Origin of the sequence: Paenibacillus sp. FSL W7-1088 (genome assembly GCF_037969855.1) — a bacterium.
Classification (GTDB): domain Bacteria; phylum Bacillota; class Bacilli; order Paenibacillales; family Paenibacillaceae; genus Paenibacillus.
Genome location: NZ_CP150216.1, coordinates 4,156,567 through 4,177,765 on the forward strand (window position 1 = coordinate 4,156,567; position 21,199 = coordinate 4,177,765).

The 21,199-nt window shown below is 44.2% G+C and carries 15 protein-coding genes; 3 read left to right on the forward strand and 12 right to left on the reverse strand.

Annotation, left to right across the window (positions count from 1 at the left end):
- Positions 1-35: 35 nt before the first annotated feature.
- A complete protein-coding gene (locus MKY42_RS18565) occupies positions 36-362 on the reverse strand; it encodes a metalloregulator ArsR/SmtB family transcription factor (protein WP_090899395.1) in 327 nt (108 codons plus the stop codon).
- Positions 363-882: 520 nt separating this feature from the next.
- Between MKY42_RS18565 and MKY42_RS18570 the strand changes: the two genes are divergently transcribed.
- Positions 883-1,746 (forward strand): cupredoxin domain-containing protein, encoded by an 864-nt coding sequence (locus MKY42_RS18570; protein ID WP_339843856.1) that lies wholly within the window; start codon positions 883-885, stop codon positions 1,744-1,746.
- Between the two features lie 240 nt (positions 1,747-1,986).
- Entirely contained in the window at positions 1,987-3,435 is a 1,449-nt protein-coding gene (locus tag MKY42_RS18575) for an amidohydrolase family protein (protein WP_339843858.1), read from the forward strand.
- A gap of 204 nt (positions 3,436-3,639) precedes the next feature.
- Here the strand turns inward: MKY42_RS18575 and MKY42_RS18580 are convergent, their stop codons facing one another.
- From MKY42_RS18580 to pdxS, 7 genes are all read right to left on the reverse strand, one after another.
- A complete protein-coding gene (locus MKY42_RS18580) occupies positions 3,640-4,722 on the reverse strand; it encodes an ABC transporter substrate-binding protein (RefSeq protein WP_339843860.1) in 1,083 nt (360 codons plus the stop codon).
- A gap of 236 nt (positions 4,723-4,958) precedes the next feature.
- Positions 4,959-5,837 (reverse strand): chromosome condensation regulator, encoded by an 879-nt coding sequence (locus MKY42_RS18585; RefSeq protein WP_339843862.1) that lies wholly within the window; start codon positions 5,835-5,837, stop codon positions 4,959-4,961.
- A gap of 167 nt (positions 5,838-6,004) precedes the next feature.
- Complete coding sequence (locus tag MKY42_RS18590; RefSeq protein ID WP_339843864.1) at positions 6,005-7,381, reverse strand: FAD-binding oxidoreductase; 1,377 nt, start codon at positions 7,379-7,381, stop codon at positions 6,005-6,007.
- Positions 7,382-7,542: 161 nt separating this feature from the next.
- Positions 7,543-9,594 carry a serine hydrolase domain-containing protein gene (locus tag MKY42_RS18595; protein WP_339843866.1) on the reverse strand — a complete coding sequence of 684 codons (2,052 nt, stop codon included), beginning with the start codon at positions 9,592-9,594 and terminating at the stop codon, positions 7,543-7,545.
- 118 nt (positions 9,595-9,712) lie between these two features.
- A complete protein-coding gene (locus MKY42_RS18600; RefSeq protein ID WP_090899417.1) occupies positions 9,713-11,011 on the reverse strand; it encodes a GHKL domain-containing protein in 1,299 nt (432 codons plus the stop codon).
- Position 11,012: 1 nt separating this feature from the next.
- Positions 11,013-11,753 carry a LytTR family DNA-binding domain-containing protein gene (locus MKY42_RS18605; protein ID WP_339843869.1) on the reverse strand — a complete coding sequence of 247 codons (741 nt, stop codon included), beginning with the start codon at positions 11,751-11,753 and terminating at the stop codon, positions 11,013-11,015.
- 261 nt (positions 11,754-12,014) lie between these two features.
- Positions 12,015-12,899 (reverse strand): pyridoxal 5'-phosphate synthase lyase subunit PdxS, encoded by an 885-nt coding sequence (pdxS, locus tag MKY42_RS18610; protein ID WP_218152282.1) that lies wholly within the window; start codon positions 12,897-12,899, stop codon positions 12,015-12,017.
- Between the two features lie 162 nt (positions 12,900-13,061).
- Here pdxS and MKY42_RS18615 point away from each other — a divergent pair, with 162 nt between their 5' ends.
- Complete coding sequence (locus MKY42_RS18615; protein WP_339843871.1) at positions 13,062-14,522, forward strand: PLP-dependent aminotransferase family protein; 1,461 nt, start codon at positions 13,062-13,064, stop codon at positions 14,520-14,522.
- A 744-nt stretch (positions 14,523-15,266) separates the two neighbouring features.
- On the opposite strand, the gene MKY42_RS18620 is transcribed toward MKY42_RS18615, so the two are convergent.
- The 4 genes from MKY42_RS18620 to MKY42_RS18635 form a co-directional block, all read right to left on the reverse strand.
- Positions 15,267-16,505, reverse strand: coding sequence for a DUF418 domain-containing protein (locus MKY42_RS18620; RefSeq protein WP_339843873.1), 1,239 nt, complete (start codon positions 16,503-16,505; stop codon positions 15,267-15,269).
- A 218-nt stretch (positions 16,506-16,723) separates the two neighbouring features.
- A complete protein-coding gene (locus MKY42_RS18625; protein ID WP_339843875.1) occupies positions 16,724-17,992 on the reverse strand; it encodes a cytosine deaminase in 1,269 nt (422 codons plus the stop codon).
- Entirely contained in the window at positions 17,961-19,241 is a 1,281-nt protein-coding gene (gene codB, locus MKY42_RS18630; RefSeq protein WP_339843876.1) for a cytosine permease, read from the reverse strand. Before codB ends, MKY42_RS18625 begins: the two co-directional genes overlap by 32 nt.
- Before the next feature lie 407 nt (positions 19,242-19,648).
- Positions 19,649-21,055, reverse strand: a complete 1,407-nt coding sequence (locus MKY42_RS18635) for a glycoside hydrolase family 4 (protein ID WP_090899435.1) — start codon at positions 21,053-21,055, stop codon at positions 19,649-19,651.
- Between the last annotated feature and the right edge of the window lie 144 nt (positions 21,056-21,199).

A 21,199-nucleotide genomic window follows, 5' to 3' on the forward strand; every position in this document is an offset into this window, starting at 1 on the left:
ATCATATAACAATATACTTATATATTGCTTAAAAATTAATTACATACGGATGAAATGTTCTCTTTATTCAATGCCTTAAGAATGGCTGCAGAATCTGGCATAAATTCCAACACAGATTTAATATAAGGTGTATCCTCAACATTCAAAGAGTAGTATACCCATTGTCCACGTTTATTCTCTTTGACCAAGCCTTGATCCTTTAACTTGCGCAAATGCTGACTGATCCCAGGTTGTGACATGTCCAGTATGTCTACAAACTCACACACACACCATTCACGTTCTTTGAGGAGTGTAAGTATCGTCAGACGAGTCTTATCCCCAAGCAATTTTAACTTATCTGATGCTTCTTGAATAGAATTCATATCACTTACCTCCTTTTCTATACATAAGCACATGCTTATATTATAATGCACAAGTCTTCTTGTCAATTTTAATTCAAAGTGAACATAAAAGTATTGGTTTACAGTTGTTCCAAGACTTTCATGTTAATCAGACCTATTCCAGGTTAATTGGAACAAGATGAACTACAATCATTTGTTTGCTCGGCTACCTGTACTTTTGGACGATTCAGACTGCATACACCCATGTTGCTCTCCGCTTATGGTAATCTTCTTCCCTTACTGCTTCTCAATCCATCCAATAATATCGAATTAAAATTTTAATGTCAAAAATTTTAACTATAAATTAATTTATAGAAAGAGGCAGCAGCAAAATGTCAAATTATCTTCATACTATTGCGACAATCCTTTGACTTGTCTGTGATAATAGTCCTGTTGTTATGATAATTCTGATATATTAGTACATGAGATGAATGATCTAGATCGTAATAGCAATGAGTAGATAACTACATGTCATTACTGTAAGGATATGGAGGATAAGATTTTGGTATTAGCGATATTAAGTATGGTTATGGTTGTATTGTTCTCATCATACATTGTTCTAAAAGCATATAAGCGTAAAGAAAAACTTGCGGGTATGCCTGGCATGATGATCGCTATGACCGTTGGCATGATGTCAAGCCTTGCACTTGGTGTACAATTAGGCATTGTGTTTCCACGTGATTTAACAGTCCCATCCATTACCGCTATATTGTTTGGCTTGGCAGCCGGGTACTTCACAGGCAAACCTATCAGTCTATTGGCAACTTTGGATGGCATGTTGGCAGGAATTATGGGTGGCATGATGGGCGCAATGCTCGGGGCAATGGTTGGTCCTTCTTATATCATGATGATCTTTGTTGACATTCTATTTGTTTTTATTTTGAGCGTTGCTCTTCAATTGGCGAATCAAGAAACGGATACTAACGATAAAACAAATAAAAGTGGTATAGGGATGCCGTTTATTGCAGGAATACTAACGGTCACTTTTGGAGTTGTAGCTGTAGGTGCAACGTTATTTTACCAATATCAACCGAATGAAACATCGGCCACCAAATCACAAGAGTCGCAGAGTGAGCAAGCTAATTCTCTTCAAGAAAATTCAGGATATCAGATTGTATCAGTCGACATAAAATCAGATGGTTTTAGTCAAGAGAATATTGAAGTAAAAGCAGGAGTTCCGACAAAAATAAATTTCATAAAACATTCGGGTTATACATGTATAAGAAGTGTTCAGTCCAAAGATTTAGGGATAGATGTGTATCTTGAAAAAGGAGATAACTTCGTTACCCTAAAAGATTTGAAACCTGGAACTTACAACTTTAATTGTGGCATGTACATGTATTATGGAACGATCACCGTGGTATAAGCGAACTTTCCCCCTTCCAGATGAATTGCCCATCGTAGTTAGTCGATTTAGGGAGCGTAGTGTCAGTTAATCATGACACTACGCTCCCTATTTGGATTGCTTTTGTTGACCTTTATATAACAAATCCTCCTCCCTTTCAAATGTAAGCTTTTTGTAAGAATGAATTAATAAAAAATCAGGATTCACACTCTACAATGAAGTTATCGATTGATATCATTCATATCTATGAGGAGGACAACAATGAGTTTAACGAGAGAATTGGGCAGCTTCAAGAAGTACATAGTTGGGTTCATGGCATTATGGATTGTGTTAGGATGCGGTACAGGTACCGGTTATGCAAGCATTGAACCTGCGACAAGGCTGACGTTAGCACTTGAGCATGCGACGATTGTAGACGTAAGGTCCGGAAAGTTAACCAGCGATCAGACCATTATCATTAAGGATAACAAGATCAGTCACATTGGAAACAGCAGTCAAACGGCCATCCCCGATTACGCACAGGTACGTGATGCTAAGGGCCAATACGTCATTCCTGGTTTGTGGGACATGCATGTCCATCTGGAAGATAACTATAAAAATGCTTTCCCTCTCTTTCTGGCTAATGGAGTGACCGGAGTACGGGAGATGGGGGCGGCTTTAAAGAACGTCGATATATGGAAAACGAGTATTCAAGCGGGAATGCCTGCCCCACGTCTTGTCTATGCGGGTTCGACTCTAAATGGAGGTCCGGCTGACGAGGCTCCGCACATGTTCTACTTGAGCACAGAGGAACAAGCGCGGGAAGCCGTACGTCTGAATGTGGCAAAAGGCGCGGATCATATCAAAGTATACTCTTGGTTGCCGCGTCCTCTGTTTCTGGCGGTTATGGACGAAGCGAATAAGTACGGTTTGCCAGTTGTCGGTCATTTACCGGTAGAGGTTCGGGCCAGCGAAGCCGTTCAGCTAGGATTTAAGAGCATAGAACACCTACACGGCTTATTTATTGCCACTTCGAGCATCGAGGACGAACTTTTCAAAAATGCCGACATGAGTGATTTGCTTGGTTATTCGCTGGCAGAGATCGAGGCTTCCCAAGCCTATGACTCCGTCAAGGCCAGCAAGCTGTTCCGCAAATTCAAAGAAAAAGGTGTCTGGCCTGTACCGACCATGGTTACCTATTTGAATATGGCCAAAACCGAAATCGATCCGAGGTCCAAATACGTACCTACGGCCGTGCAGAAGCAATGGGCCGAAGTGATTCGCGCCACCCCTCCGGAACAAACAGAATTAATGGAGGCCATCAATTCCCTAACGCCGGGCATGGTCAAAAAATTAAATGATGCCGGTGTGCCTATGCTTGCAGGCACCGATTCCAGTTACGAAATGACTAACTTTATATACGGCATTTCCTTGCATGATGAACTTGAATGGCTAGTTAAAAGCGGCCTCACCCCACTCCAGGCCTTGCAGTCAGCAACGTTGAATCCGGCACGATATTTGGAAAGAGAGCAGGAACTGGGCACCGTAGAAAAAGGAAAACTTGCTGATCTCGTAATTCTTGATAAAAATCCGTTAGAGGATATTCGAAATACAACAAGCATATCCGCGGTTATCTTGGATGGAAAACTGATGGAGAAACAAACGTTGGACCGTGCAGTTCAAACCTATCCCGTGATAAAAGTAGCCGATATGAAAGATGAAACGCTATGATCGGGATCCTCTGCTAAAACATCTAGCATAATCATGAATGCGGCCAAGCCCTTCTCTTCCCGAATATGAAGAGGATGGGCTTTTCCTGTTTCAATGCTTTGATCCTATTAAAAAGAAAACGACAGCCCAGTAAATTACTGTTCTGCCGTTAAAATAAACATGATATTAATTGCATGCATGGTGATCAAGCAAGCGCATCTGCTCTTACAAGTTCAGATCATCTGCGAGTGCTTCAACTCCTGTGAAGATAGAATCCCCGTAACCCCAGAAGTTATTGAAATCAATAACGTAAATTTTCTTGTTTTTAATCGCGTTAATGCTTTGCAATTGCTTGTTGGCTAGCAGCTTTTCAATCGTTTGTTCCGGATCAATACCGCCAGCATATTTAGAAATAATCATGGCATCTGGATTGATCTCGATTAGCTTCTCCAAACTGAGCGTGCCTTCTTCGTTAATCAGCATATTATGCATATTGATTAATGACATGGCACTTTCAATAAATGTATCTCCATTTCCGTTGTACACTCCAATGGTTCCATCACCATTATCAAAAAAAGATGCATAGTTGATCGTTTCAGCGCTTGCTCGAGCCGCTAATGCTTTCTCACGTGCTTTGAGCTGTTCGATATAAGACGCTGCATTCGCTTGTACATTAAATATTTCACCTAGCTCAGTGATATCCTTGTATAGATTATCTAATTTTGCATCAGTAACACTGGTACTTTGTACAAAGGTTTTGATATTCATCTCATTCAGACTGTTTACAGTGCCAACGCCCCAATCTGCATCTTCAAACAATCCCCCGCGCCCCATAACCAGATCAGGTGAAGCACCTATGGTTACTTCTTTACCTACATAACCTTCAGATAGCACAGGAATTTTTTTGAAATCTTCAGCAATATCCTCAGGCACATTGCCAAACAGCGCTGCTACGCCAACAATCTTGTCAGTTAAACCAAGACGAATTAATAACTCCGCTGCACCTTGTGTATTGGCAACCACTCGTTCAGGTGCTTTATCGAAGGTTTGTTCCTTAGCCACCCAGGTGCCGTTTTCAGTTGTATAGTTTGAAACAACGATTGGGTATGTTGTTTGAGCTGCGCCTGTAGCATCCGCATCCGTTTTTTGCCCATCTGTTGAAGCATTCGTATCGCTATCCGTCACTGCTTCCTGTGAGCTAGTGTTTGCAGCTTTGCTGCTGCCATTACTACTGGAGCAAGCTGCAAGCACAAGAACAAGTGCAGTCATTAAACATAGAATTGCTCCTTTTTTTACGGATAAAAACATTCAAAATCTCTCCCTTTCCTTTTTCACTTTGGCCATTATGTATCATAGTCATTGTCAGTATACAGCAAATGTCGAATGACGTAAATGAGAATGATAACTATTATCATATTAAAAGGTTGCGAATTATCGTTAATCACATTCCATTGTGACATTTTAACTGCCTGTCCACTATTCATTCCCTCCTGGCCAGTCGTTTCTAGCAGCAAATCCGTATAAAACAAAAAAAGCCGGTGCAATTAACCACACCAACCTCTTACATCACATTGACCATATTCATTATCACCCACAGCCACCACCGTGCCGTCTGATTTAATGCCAAGAGTATGAGCACAACCCGCAGCTATCGCCACAATGTCACTCCAGTTACCTACATTGCATTGATCGTACTTATTCCATCCCACGGCCACCACCGTACCGTCCGATTGAAGGCCAATGGTATGATTACTGCCTGCCGCTATCGCCGTAATACCACGCCAGTTGCTTACTTCGCATTGGCCATGTTTATTTCCACCCACGGCAACCACAGTGCCACCCGATGTAAGCCCCACGGTATGGAGGTACCCTGCCGCTACCTCCACGATGTCGCTCCAACCGCTTACATCACATTGGCCATATTGATTATTGCCCACAATCGTCACAGTACCATCTGATTTAAGCCCGGCGGTATGCCAGTCTCCCGCGGCTACCGCAACCATATCACGCCAGCTGCTTACATCGCATTCGCCTTCATTATTTCGTCCCACAGCAATCACCGTGCCATCCGATTTCAGCCCGACGGTACGACGCCACCCCGCAGCAATTGCTACAATATTGCGCCAATCGCTTACCTCGCATTGCTCATGTTTATTCCAGCCCACCGCCACTACCGTGCCGTGAGACGTTAGGCCGATGGTATGCGCATTACCTGTGTTCGTCGCCATATGAACATTACCAGCCGCTATCGCCACAATATCGCGCCAGCTGCTTACATCACATTGGCCAACTTTATGATCCCCCACTGCCGTTACCGTTCCGTCCGATCTAAGACCAATGGTATGACGTCGCCCCGCCGCTATGGCGGTATATTTAGGGCGCTCCGCCTTTAATGCCGCTTCAATTGACGAAGTGTAATCCATCTTTTACCCCCTTGAAATACATTGCCTGAACCCCGATTCAGTATGAATATTATTTTTTTACATCTTACTCTACAATAAATAATAAATACAACAAATAGTAAATACAACGATTAGAAAGGTCAAAAAACCGTTAACTCTTCTCAGAATTAACGGTTTGAAATCGTACCCTATTTTAATCTAGCTGGTGGAATACTTTGCGGGTTATTAAATACATTTTTCGGATCGTATTTCGCTTTTACTTTTCTTAATCTGGCGTAGTTCTTGCCATAATAGGTCGGCCCTGGATTTTTAATACCTTGGTCTGGTACGTTAATGTAGGACCCTACAATATAAGGCTGCAATTTCGTTCTCGTGTTCCGAGTCAAAGCAATATTTTTAGCTGCATGCGATGGCTTCACCCATGAGCTGTTCCATTCCACATAAAATTCAGCTTTTCGCCAGTAAAACGCAGTGGCTTGAGGAGCAACTCGACTTACAGCACCACCCCAGTTAAGGAAATAGAAACCGGCTGGTGTACCTCCCTCTGCATTTTCCAGAAACTCACGCATGACTTTGAAGGCTTTATCCGGGAACGGGCGTCTGCCGAAGCCACTGGAAAACTGGTTGCTGTATTTTTGGGTGAGCACAGGATCCGGGGCCAGCAAAAACTTCGTGGCTGCCCTGTATGGCAGGTACAGAATGCTTTTTTTGGTAGGTGTTCCTACGCTAAGAATGGGTTCCAACTGACGGAGGGCTTCACTCTTTGAACCGAGGTATACCCCAAGCATGCTAACATTTCCGCCTTTTTTGGGACCAACACTTAATTCACTTCCCAGCTTGGTACTGGCTTTAGGTGCCCATACTTGCCATTTCTTCACGACTTTTTCGAACTGATCCCATGGCCATGTGATACTAAATACAGTAGCTTTGGCTGGAGAGCGCCGCACCTTGAATTTATATTTAGTGTATACACCGAAGTTACCGCCTCCGCCGCCACGTGTAGCCCAGAGAAGATCGGAATTTTGCTTTTTGTTCGCCCGAATAATCCGCCCTTTAGCGTCAACCATTTCGAGCTCGATTAGATTATCACAGATGAGACCCGTTGTTCTTTGCAGTGGACCAATTCCGCCACCAGGTGTTATTCCACCAATTCCAACCGTTGGACTGTCACCAAATGGGGACATATATCCTTGTCGAGCCAACGTATCCACGATTCTTCCTACCCGATTACCTGTCTCAACGACGGCCGTTCCGCTTTTTTTGTTTAACTTGATTCTCTTCATTTCGCTAACGTCGATGACTATACCACCATTGACTTGTGAAAGGTTGGACTCTAATGCGTGCCTCCCACTTCTCGGACGAATAGGCACCTTATTTTGGCGCGCCCATCTTATCGCATTGGCTACATCCTGTGTTTTTTGAGCGAACACAAACACTTTAGGGAATCTGTCCGTATGCGGGTCCCAGTTCTTCCGAGCCACTTCATAACCAGGGTCACCTTTAAACACCACTCGCCCTGTAAGCTTCACTTTTGAAATCACGTATTTATCCAACTCCTTAGTCATGAAAACATGTATTTTCCAATAACAAATTAGGCTGATTCCATATAGCCTATGAAGGAGAATCTGGTTGTGTTTGGGCGTATAAAAAAAGAAAAATATCGGATCACGAGCAACCTACGCTCAGAACCCGATATTTTCAAATGGAATCCTTTTTCCTTATGCAATCATTTTAGTTGAATCTTGAAGACATCTCCCGCTTCACCACCAAAGACGATAAAACCACCTTTGGGAAGCACCGTTGATTCTTGATTCGTTGCTTTCGAAAATTGAACCACTTCACCTTCAGCGTTATATACGGCATAACCTCCGCTCTCCGGAGTATCCACCGTTAACGTTTTGTTCGCCGAGCGGGAATCGATGGCATACCACCGAGCTTGACCGTTTGACGGGATGGTGGTGATGCCTGTTTTGCCACCAAAGATTGGTGTAATGGCCTCCTCCGCAATATACTCCTGTCCATCCTGAGTTAAGTACTCCGCTTCGTTCTTCGTGCGGAAATGCAGATCGAATGCATCTCTTCCGTTCATAACAGGAATCTGAACGACATTCTCTGCATTATCCGGATCAACAACTCGGGTACCATTCGCATATCCGCTTTCCACATCTACGGACAGGTTTTTGATCAGCATCGTTGGGAGCAGATAGAAGATCGACGTTATCTTTTCATCCAACGCATAATATTTCGAACCGTTTCTAGCCTTCCATCTCTCTTTCGATGCTGTATCCAGCGAATTATTTTCCAATTTTTGATAATCATATGTGTTCATCACGGTTTGGCCTAATCCGGGCAGCGTGATATGCGCCTGAACTTTAAGATATACCTTGTCATTGCTTTCTTTCTCGAAGCTGATCTTCACGCTTCCGTCGTTACTCGTAAACTCCCCTTCACCCGTGTACACGTAATTCTGCTCCGGGATAAGTCCTCCCTGCATAGCCGGAAGTGAGAGTTCGCCATTCTTAATCTCTATATCAAGGGTTGAACCTACCGTACCGTAGAGGCCGGAATACGCCGTCAATTCCGAAGGCATCTTCGTTTTGACAGGTGGTGAGAATGTCTCATCAGGCTCTATCTCGTCGATGATGCCTTGTTCCTCAAGAACCTCCAGCAGAACTTTAGTGGCAAACAGCTGATTATAGACAGAAGACCCGCCCGAAGAAAGAACCGCCATCGATATATCATGTTCCGGTATAGTGATTAACGAGGCATGATACAACATGGTGTCTCCACCTTTGGTAAGTGCGGTAATGCCATAATCGCTGAACGGTGCAAGTGCTACTGCATCCCATCCAAGACCATAGTTGAAGGTATTTCGCTCTTCTGACACCCATATTCCTCGACGATATTCATGATTTTGCATGGACTCTACTGAGGTTTTGGACAGAATATCCGGTTTGTTTCCTATCAATACTTCAGCGAATCGACTTAATTCTTCTGCGGTCGAGTAGATTCCACCTGTACCAATGATATTGGCATTTTCAACAGGCAGTTTCGTTTTAATCGTAGGCCAATAGGTTTCAGATAATTGTTTTCTATCAAAAGAATCAAGTGGTGTCTTGGTTGCATGCAGCTGTAACGGATTGCTGATGAACTTGGCAATAAATTCGCTGTAGCTTAATCCACTCACCCGTTCAACCAGTATCTCAAGCAACTGAAAGCCATCATTACAGTATACGGAATAAGCTCCAGGGTTTGATTTTAATTTTTCTGACTTTAGTTTGAGCAGTAATTCATCATGATTGCGGGTATCATTATCGTCAAATAACATACTGTTTCCATAATGGGTACCATAGAGCCCGGAAGAATGGTTCATAAGCATGCGTGGCGTTATTTGCGTATATCGGTCATCCGCCATTTCAAAATCTTTAATATACGAAGTGAGGGGCTGATCCAGATCCACTTTACCGGAATCCACCAACATCATGGTGGCAGCCGTGACAACCATTTTGCTAACCGAGCCTATTCCAAACATGGTATCCTTGTCGACTGGTTTCTGGGATGCCTTATCCTGGAATCCAACACTGCCGGACAAAATGATCTTCCCTTCATCCATGATCGCATACTGCATACCTGTGACACCATAATTCTGCACCATCTCTGTGGCAAGTCGCCCAGCCTGATCCTCAATCGCTCCCATCTTGTTTCCCTCTGCCCTGACATCTGTCATCGGCATGACAACAAGTACAGCCGTACATAACATACTGATTAGTTTCTTCATAATAATAACTTCCTCCCTTATGATACTGTGCATATGATTGCATTCATCATATCGGGGACGAAGCATATAGAGCGATAACGAACCCTGAATGGAAAAAAACAATCCCCGAACGGTATGTTCAGTGACTGCTCATGTCAAAAGGAAGCACGACCATGTTATTAAACGTCCGATGTTGATTCTCAATACTCATATGTCCACCATACTTTTCGCACATTCTCGAAATGTTGGTTAGGCCGATCCCATGATACTCCGGGTTGGGCTTCTCACTCTTGAGGTGAGTCACTTTCTGCTCCACCTGATTCAGAATCTGGATTACAAGTGCAGACGCCGTGGAGTGAATTGCGACCAGGATGTATCGGTCTTCGGCATGTCTGACTTTCTTGGAAGCTTCGATGGCATTATCCAACATATTGCCGAGCACAACACACAGATCATAACGGTCAATATGGATATGTTGTGAATGAAGTTGAATACGGGTGTCAATTTTGATCCCGTTGGCCTGCCCCAATGCAATCGTATTCGTAACAAGAGCATCAATAACAAGATTGCCGGAATTTACCCGTTGGTACGCTCCTTCAATCTTATTCAGCGTGAGTTTAATATGATCGCCTGCCGCATCAAGCTTGTTTTGCTTAATACACTCCTCAATGTACAGGAACTGCTGATTGATATCATGGATGATGTTTTTTACATTTTTGAAACTGTGCACTGTTTTCTCATAGTTGGCATCCTGGTAATCCATCTGACGCTGTAATTGAGCATTTTCATTCGCGAGCTGAACCTTTTCCACCATATTATCGAATACATAAACAATGAACACATTAAGAAAAAGGGAGCCCAGCACGGAAACGACATAGTATATGTTTTTTTCACTATAAGTCGAGGCTACATTGATCTGATAGATCGTAATGGTGGGAACGATCAGAAACAAGAGATAATAACGATAATGCATAGCGAAACTTCTCCGTTTGGCAATCAAACGCACAATCTGAATAACAATGAACATAATACTGCAACCAAGCAATACTACTTTGGAGAACACCCAATGATAATCCACGTTGAAATGATCCCATATACTATAATCCGTAGAATCGATCGCACTCATAATATATACGGCAATGTAATTTACCGTTGTGAGCAGTACAGCATAGAGGATGGTAAAAGCCAGTTTTATGATGAATTCCACCTCATAGGATTGTGCCAGGCTGAAGATGAGTAACAAAGCAAAAGCGGACGATACGACAGGTGAAAATGATGATACCCAATAGAAATATCCCAGTACAATAAATATAATGAAATAAATTACTCTGTATGGCTTTCGTCTGGACTTGCCCAGCACGGAATTGAAATAAAAATTCACCTGGAATGCCATAAGTAAAGGAACGACGAAGACAGACAAGTTTACATACATATCCATATCACTGAATCCTCATGATCATATATTTGGTATAAGCATCCTTGACTTCCTTGACTTTGGAGCGGCCTATGGGCAATTCTGTTCCATTTAACATAACGACCTGGGTACCGGCAAACTTCTGAACATGCAGCAGGTTGATGATAATAGATCGATGAATTTGCAAGAAACCATGATCTTTCAAAGCTGCAGCGTAACCGGATAGGATGCCTTTGCTTTCATACGCATTATCCTGAGTCACAAATTTTAATTTGTTCTTGATCGTCAAACTCTTAATGACCTCAATCCAGAGAATATCATCGTATTTCAACAGAAACTCTTCATAGTCTGACTTAATCAGTACATACTTTTTGTCCAACGCTTTGAAATATTGGCACAGCTTGATCATTTTCTCCTCGAAGATCTGCGGCAGGATTGGTTTGATCAGATATTGAAAAGTAACCACATCAAAGCTCTCCACCATATACTCGGGATAGCTGGTCAGAAACATGATTTGCACGTCCAGATACTTCATCTTCCTGATTTCTTTGGCTGTCTGGATTCCGTTCATTCCGCTCATCTCCACATCCATGATGAGGATATGAAACGTGTCCCCAACGTTTTTATAATGTGAGACGAGCTGCTCACCTGATGCAAATAATGTAATCTGAAAATCAATATTCGTTTTTAGAGATAAGGAGATAAGCATCGTTTTCACAAGTTCTCTTTGGTTCTCCTCGTCATCACAGATTGCAACATTGAACATGTTTGAACATCCGCCTTTCATTGACATCGACGCTGAATTTCACTCTCAAATATACTATTTTATCACAGGTTTAAGGGCTTAATTGAGATGAAACGCATGATTCAGACCCTAAAATGCACAAAAAAACCGTTAACCTTTTCAGATTAACGGTCTAGCTGTTCAATAGTTTCGAGCACTTATTTCTGCTTCTCAAGCTCAATGCTCATCTACAGCGCTGTGCAGCATCATAACACTACTTTACATCCGCTGTTCTATTCACACTTACCAACCGCGGTTGGACATGCGCTCCTCTGGAGACAATTTAGAAATTTCAATGCCTTTCATTGGAGCGCCCAAGTTTTTGGATACTTCAGCAATCAATTTGTAATCCGTGTAATGTGTTGTAGCTTCAACGATTGCACGAGCGAATTTCTCAGGGTTATCTGATTTGAAAATACCGGACCCTACAAACACACCGTCTGCGCCCAGATGCATCATTAGTGCTGCGTCTGCCGGAGTGGCTACACCGCCTGCTGCAAAGTTAACGACAGGAAGTTTTCCATTTTCATGAACATCGCGCAGTAATTCATAAGCTACGCCCAGATTTTTTGCTTCAGCGTATAACTCGTCCTTGGACATGTTTTTCACTTTGCGGATCTGGCTGTTAATCAGACGCATATGACGAACTGCCTCAACGATGTTGCCTGTTCCAGGCTCACCTTTGGTACGAATCATTGATGCGCCTTCGCCAATACGACGCAGCGCTTCTCCCAAATCTTTGGCTCCACATACAAAGGGTACGGTGAACTCCTGTTTATCGATGTGGAACACTTCGTCTGCAGGCGTAAGAACTTCACTTTCGTCAAGGTAATCCACACCTAGAGATTCAAGCACCTTGGCCTCTATGTAATGACCGATACGAGCCTTGGCCATAACCGGAATAGATACAACCTTCATAACCTCTTCCACGATAGTTGGATCTGCCATGCGAGCTACACCGCCGGCTGCGCGAATATCGGAGGGAACCCGTTCAAGAGCCATAACAGCTGTTGCGCCCGCTGCTTCAGCGATTTTAGCTTGCTCTGCATTCATGACGTCCATGATGACGCCGCCTTTTTGCATCTCAGCCATTCCTCTTTTTACACGATCTGTACCTGTTTGCATGATTGTATTCCTCCTATTTAACTTTATTGTTTCACTTCAACCTATGATTTAGTATAAAATGAGAATGGACAACTAAAAAGATCCAATATTTTCGGTTTTTATTGTACCACTTCTAAAATAACCTCTGGAGGGCATATGCAATTTCATGTAGCTTACAGTTCATATTTGAACCGAAAATATACCAAGATGAAAGCTCTTTATCAAGCAATTCGTGATGCTATTCAAGAAGGTAACCTGGTGCATGGCGAGAAGTTACCATCTACACGAGAGTTAGCTGCGACGTATCACATTTCCCGCGGAACTGTGAATCAGGTGTATGATACGTTGACTGCTCAAGGTTATATTCATTCCGAGCATGGGAGAGGAACCTTTGTTGCTTATCAGTTGGATTTAAGCAATGATGCGTCCACCGAGAAAGCATGCACCCATCACTTATCAGCCTGGGGGAATCGTATTCAGCAGTTTGAACAGCAGACCACTCAAAGGTATTCGCAAACCAATGCACAAGCAAGTGATTCCAGAAAAGAAAGCGACGACGTTATTGACTTTAGCAAATACCAGCCTGATTTATCCAAATTCCCTTACGATGAATGGAACAATCGATTGTATGCAGAGATCCGAAATCGCGAGCATCACACGAAAACAACCTCTGCTCTAGTTAGTTCAACCGGAGATCCGAAATTGAGAGAAGCCATTGCGGCCTACCTTCGGAGAATGCGGGGGATTCAAGTCGATGCAGATCATATTGCAGTGACTGCCGGTTCTATGCAAGCTATAGCTCTACTCACTCAATTACTTGCAGATCCCGGGGATCATGTAGTGACGGAAAGTCCTTGTTACATCGGGATTTCTAAAGCCATTGTGGCTGCGGGTGCAAAGTTGATTGAAGCCAATCTCGATGGTCAAGGCGTTGTTCCTCAAAACTGGGAAGCACGTATGTTGTTTGTGACGCCGTCACGACAATTTCCTACTGGCGAGATGCTCAGCCTTGAACGCAGACAAACCTTGCTGGACTGGGCACATCGTCAGGATGCCATGATTGTCGAGGATGATTATGATAGTGAATTCCGATATCGTGGAATGCATGTTGAACCGCTAAAAACACTGGATAAAGCGGGGCGCGTAATCTACCTGGGCAGCTTCACCAAAACCTTGCCTTTAGAAGTAAGGCTTGGCTATGTGGTTCTTCCCCCCACTTTGGCAGACACCTTTCGAAAAGCACAGGCATTATACGAGCCTAGACCCGTCAATCTGATCGAGCAGCGCGCATTAGCTGCATTTATGACAAGCGGCCAATATGAGCGTCATCTGCGTAGGATGAATCGTTTGTACAGCCGCAAATTTCATCTGTTACTCAAACTTTTGAACCAACAACTCTCAACATGGTTTGACTGGGTGGAAAATGAAGCTGGTCTGCACGTGTTTGGCTGGTGGCGAGGTGATGCATCCACTTATGAAGTCTTTCGTTCAGCGGCTAGATCGGAAGGGGTTATATACTCAGAGGTCAGCAGTTCAACGTCTGACGGTACGAAGTATGGTATCTATTTATCATTTGCACATTTGTCAGATGTTCAATTACAGGCAGGCGTATCCAAATTAAAAAATGCTGTCAAAGCTGCATTGTAAGGAACCTCGTTTCAAAAATGCAGTACAAGAAGATCAGCATTTGTTAGAAGGAGCATTGTCGAGCTTTTCAAGTTTTCCGAATTGGAGAGGCAACTGCCAAAAGGACCTCTGCCCCTCCCTTTAACTTCAGCTAGTCGGGCATGAGCTCACTATGTTACAACCATTGCCCTCCTAGCTGAATACAAAAGATGCCCTCAAATGGTTTACTGTTCTTTTCGTTTAAAACACATCTTTCCAACTAAAAGTCCCATACCAGATGAACATATAAGATATCCAAAGAACAAGAAAAGTAAATAAACACCATGAAGATCTTCAGGAATCTGTTTTAAGCCTTCAAACCAAGCAAAACGAAAAGGATATAGGATTGCTACCCAAATGATCAGCAATAATAGAAGAAAATTAATTATTTTTAGCACAATAACGATCCTTTCAAGTCCGAGTGGAAACAGTCGGATGTATACGCTGCATCTTTCATTTCGTATACCTTAACGCTGCCCGCACTATAATAGTTAGCTTATGTATTAGACTCGCTACATTCTGAATGGGCAAAATGTGAGGTTCACGTGTGGTCAAGATGTCAGAAATCTAAGGAACCTGAGACACTATATCGGGATGTATCGCCTTTTAGAGCGTTGTTGAGACATACTTTAGGGTTCATGCTTTGGTCGATGATTGCTGCGGCACAAAGGTACCCTTCTTTTAACAGAAAGGCCCTCTTTGTGCATTTGTAGCAACGTATTATGCTCAGTGCACTCTAGGAGCACTATCTTGCAAATTCGTGTTCGATCTTTTCTTCTTTCTTGGCTGTCCTTTCCAAGATAGATATGTCCAGATTCGAAGGAGATACTCGACTGGCCCACTGCTAAATTTCTTAAGATATAACGGACTGAACCATAATTGAGTACCATAGACAGCAAGTGCAATAACTGCTCCAATGATTACACCAGCACGCCCAAACAGACCTAGACCGTAACCATAAAAAATAGTCGTACAGATGACACTCTGCATCAGGTAATTCGTCAGTGAGAGACGGCCGACCGCCTCAAACCTGCGCATCAGGCTATAACGGCGACTTCCTGCGTATAACATTGCAAATGCGTAAATGTATCCGAGTGCAAGCAACATTCCCCCGAGTGTCCCGCCGATTCCGATTCCGGGCCATCCTTCCGCACCAAATTGTGGCGCCAACACACCGTATGCTTTGAGTATCAAACCAACTGGAATCAAGAACGAGGCACGACGTAAATACATATGCCTCATTGCCTGAGGATCGCTAAACGTGCCCATTCTTGCAGCGTGCATACCAAGCAAAAACATCGGTACCGTCATTAGCGGGGCTAATACCAGGGCCAACAAGGCAAATGACACATCCAAATCCCCACCGAATGGATCGCCGTTATTGCTGAAATCCCTGATCTCCTCGTAGTTGCCATTACCGTATACATCCTGACTTTGAATGATGTAGTTCTTCATATGAGTGGATTCAATAGATAGCGGATTCATTGGATTGGATGCCGGCAAACCTAGCAGCCCTGCTCCGACAAGTAGCAGTACCGCCCAAATGAGCAGCGTTTTTGGCTTTCGATTCAGGAACATCAGCAGAAAGAAACCGAGTACACCGTAAAACGATAAAATGTCCCCTTCCCAAAGATAGGTTATGTGCAGCAATCCGATACCAAACAGTAGTAGAAAACGCCGGGCAAGATGACACTTTGGTCGTAAATCTCGCGATTGAAGGCTTTCTGACAGTTTGATCATACCGAAGCCGAACATGAAGGCAAAGATCGGCATAAAACTACCTACCACAATAATCTGCAGAAACGAGAGAAATGCCTGGTCTACACCACCGATCCCGAATAGTTGGGGTTTACTCTGGCCGAACATTCCGTATTGGAAAGCCAGCATATTCGCCAACACGATACCGGCCAGACTGAATCCGCGCAGTCCATCAATTAATTGGATGCGCTTTTTTGATGTGCTCAATCAATCACCTCTGTCTATAGCATAAAGATCAATCCTAAATATACGTTAAATCTTTCCAAAATTTCAACTATAACTCTGTCACGAACTCCAGTACTTTAGATTCGAAGCCATCCCAGTTTGTATCATGTCCTCCATTTGATTCCCCTCTTATTACACCTCATCTTCTAAACTAAAAAAGCCGCTAAAATAGCGACTTTTAATGGGTTATATTTTCTTCATTATTTATTGAAAGTAACCTTCTCTGTACCGCTCTCCAAAATGATGGACATATCTCGCGGTTTTGTTTCCGCGATTTTGCGTCCACCTCTGTACGAGTAGAGTACACCAGCCTGCTTGCGAACAGCCTCGTATTCGTTCTCTGCTTCAAGAACGATGAAGTTGGCAGGTTTCCCTTCTTCAATGCCGTATACATCCTCGATGTGCAACGTTCTTGCGCTGTTTTTCGTAATGAGATCAACTGAATTCACGATTTGATCATAACCCAGCAACTGCGAAGCATGAATACCCATGTGCAGTACTTGAAGCATATTGCCCGTTCCCAGCGGATACCATGGATCAAAAATGTCATCATGACCGAAGCACACGTTAAGACCAGCTTCCTGCAGCTCTTTGACGCGAGTCAGACCTCTTCTTTTTGGATACGTGTCGAAGCGTCCTTGCAGGTGAATGTTGACCAGCGGATTGGAAACGAAATTGAGGTCAGCCATCTTCAGCAATCTGAACAATTTGTACGTATATGCGTCATTATAAGACCCCATCGCCGTCGTGTGACTTGCCGTTGTGCGAGAGCCCAGTCCGCGTTCGTAGGCTTCCTTCGCAACGACTTCCACGAAGCGGGATTGCTCGTCATCGATCTCGTCACAATGGATGTCGATCAAACGGTCGTATTTTTCGGCAAGGTCAAAGGCAACCTTCATCGAATCAACGCCGTATTCTCTTGTGAATTCGAAGTGCGGAATGCCGCCGACCACGTCAACGCCCATTTTCAGTGACTCTTCCAGCAGTTCAGCACCGTTTGGATAGGAATGAATACCTTCCTGCGGGAAAGCCACCAGCTGGATGTCGATGTAGGGTGCCATCTCTTCTTTTACCTCAAGCATCGCTTTGACTGCCGTCAAGCTTGGATCTGTAACGTCCACATGTGTCCGCACATGTTGGATTCCTTGCGCCAACTGCCATTTCAGTGCTGTTTTGGAGCGGGTTTTAACATCTTCATGCGTCAAGAATGCTTTGCGTTCCGACCAGCGCTGAATGCCTTCAAACAGCGTTCCGCTCAAATTCCACTCCGGCTCGCCAGCCGTTAACGTTGTATCCAAATGAATGTGAGGCTCAATAAATGGTGGCAGTACAAGTGAACCGTTGACGTCAAGTACTTCCTCATTTGCAGTGGCTTGCAGCTCCTGCGTAATTTGTTCGAACTTCCCGTCTTTTACAACGATATTCCATAGACCTTCTTTACCCCGCAATTTTGCGTTCGTTATAATCATTTATTTTCCCCTTTTCTAGGTTGGATTCTTTGTTAGGAACGATCAGCATCAACACGATGTAGGCCACCGCCGTACCGAGCAGTGCATTCAGTGGTGTTACTCCTGGAGCCAGCTGGGCAAACGCAACGCCGATGGCCCAAGCCACCATCGCTACCCAGTTTACCGTTTTGAAACTCATCTCGGCAAACGGTTTATAGTTTCTGCGCTTCACGAAGAAGTAGTCCGCGATGATGATCGCCCCAATGGATGGTACCGCTGCACCCAGCACATTCAGGAAGCTGACGAAATTGTTGTACATCCACATGGCAAATACAGTACCCACAATACCGTTTACGATGACGAAGAACTTTTTCGAAATTTTAGTGATGTTGGCAAAACCTAATCCGGAGGCGTACAAGGCATTATCGTTGGTTGTCCAGATATTGAGTCCAAGAACGATGATTGCGGGAATGAGCAAGCCTTGCAGGAACATAACCTCCGAGATATCAGCCAGGTTATAAGCCATTGCACCAACTGCCCCGAACAAGAACATTAGCGAGTTACCCAGGAAGAAGGCAATCACCGTTGCGGTAACCGCCTGCTTGGACGTCTGGGAAAACCGGGCAAAATCGGGCGTCAGCGTTCCGCCACTAATGAATGATCCGATACAAATGGTTAATGCTGCTGCCGCGGTGAGTGTCTCTGTCGGCGTGTAATCAAGCAACCCTTGCAAACCTCCCAGCGATCCTGCCCCTTCGAACATGGAGTAACCGCCGAGAATAGCAATTGCCGGAACCGCAATATAACCCAAGATGACGAGCGATTTCATACCGAAGATGGCTGATGCCGTCATAGCAAGACCAAACAGGATAATCAGCAGGTACACGTTCCAATCCATTGCTTTGGCAACCGGAATCGCGAACATGGCCACGCCTACCCCGAACCATCCGACCTGTGTGAAGCCGAGCAGGAACGATGGCAGGTACGATCCTTTCGCACCAAACGCATATTTAGCAAGTAAATGTGTGGAAAGGCCCGTCTTGGCAGCGATATGCGCCAGTGCTCCTGTATAGATGCCGAGCACCAGATTGCCGGCCAGCACGATGCCAATGAACTCGATGAACGTCAAGCTGACTCCAAGCGTCCCCCCTGCCAGCATGCTTGCCGAGAAGAAGGTGAAACCCAGCATGACGGACAACGTCTTCCAAAATTGGTTTCTCTGCGATTTTGGCACCTCTTGCCATGAAAACTCTTGATCTTGTTTACTCATCAGAATACCTCCAGCTTAAAGTGTATCTGATACCAAAAAAAGCAGAAAAAAGAGGCTACTCGTCAAGTTACGTACTGACAAGTAGCCTCTTTTTGCATCATAATCCGCGCGAAGACGCAGAGCATCCCTGAGGGGATATGCCCTGATTCCCGCGTGATTATAAAATCCGCTGCCCTTGCCAGCCTCTCTGGACTGAATTAAAGGTACCAGTATTCAATTACGTTTATTATTTTAGAAAAAGCCGCACATGTCAATGTAATTATTATCCAATGGTTATAAATCGCTGATACAATATGCTTTTTTTATTCTTCTTTATCTTTTAAATGAACTAGGATTTCATAATAAAACCAAAGACCACGTTAATCCTTCTGAAGGAAACTGCGTGGTCTCATATCGTTATCTATCTATTAGCTATACTGCAGTCTGTCCTTGTACCACACGTCAGGAATCATATCACGCTCCAGTTCCAGCAATTCATGAATGATTTTGTCCGCGTCACTGATGGAATTCACGAGTGGATCGGTGAGCATCGCCCTTCTCAGCTTCTCGTAGCTCTGTTCCAGAACTGCTTCAACCGTCAGCTCATGTGTATCCAGTACAAGTTCTTGCATACCTCTTACACCGCGCGGCATCTCGCCTACATGAACTGGCTTTACCCCATCCATGCCCACGTCGCACAGCACTTCCAGGAATGAATCGGCATTCATATTGGTTACCGCGCCTTGATTAAGCGTATTGATAAAAAATTTCTTCCCCAAATTTCCTACCATGTTCTCAATGATATCCGTCGCATGATCCGGGCCAAAAGTGCTCATATAATCGGCAATCGGGATAGTTCCCGTAAGAAAGTCATCGACCTGACTCCACATTTCGTCGTGACGCTGATACCTGTCCTCTGTCTCCCAGATGGATAATGGCGGAATCGTGTCTGTAGACTTGCCGAGACCTTGCCAATACCGAACGTATTCCTTCGTATGCGCCGTGCACGTGGGGATAATTCCGAAAATATCATACAGTTCATAGGTAATCGCATCGTTAAAAATAGCTTTTGCGCCGCGATCACCGCCGTTGTTCTCATCACCTGCCATTTTGCGCATAGCTTCCGCGATTAGGGGCATCACATTTTTTCCTTCGAATTCCGCTTTAAGCAGCCAAGTAAAATGATTGACACCAGCGATGCGGAAATCGAATTTCCGGTCAATCTCACGGGTGAACTCATCTGTCTTTTCGATGATTCCGGCTCTTACAGCATAATAGGCTTTCTTATGCGGCATATGATGACTATCGCACAGCGCAAACGATTTGAGCTTCGGCGCATAGCGATGTAACGCGATGCCATGAACGGTAGACGGGTTAATATAATTAATCACCCAGGCATCAGGACACAGCTCCTCAATATCTTTGGCGCATTCCATAATAACTGGCAGTTCCCTCATCGCGCGAAAGATTCCACCCGGTCCAATGGTATCGCCGGAACACATGCGAATGCCGTACTTTAGAGAGACTTGGCAGTCAATTCCCCGGTATTTGACCGATTGCTCTGCAAAGCTAAGCACAACGAAGTCAGCTCCCGGCAGCACTTGTCTTCGGTCCACCGAGCCCTCAATCTTTAAGGATACGTTGTTCTCCCGGGCGACCATCTCTGCCAGTGTTACCATTTTCGAGAGCCGTTCCTCGTCCGTATCCACTAAGGCCAAAGTTCCCTGGTTCAAGTATGTTGAGTGAACCATCTGCCAGATGGATTGACGACCGAAAAACAGGCTGCCTGCTCCAATTACGACTACCTTTGGGTGCTGTATGTTTGTACCATTCATTACGAACCCCTCCTCTTCACGATATAAGTTCATTATAGGGGAGTGGCCTGAGATCGGAATGTGTGATAGTTTTCAATACATGTCATATGGTACGATGAATAACAAGAGATAAAGCCTTGTTTATATTAGTTATAAATCGAAGTA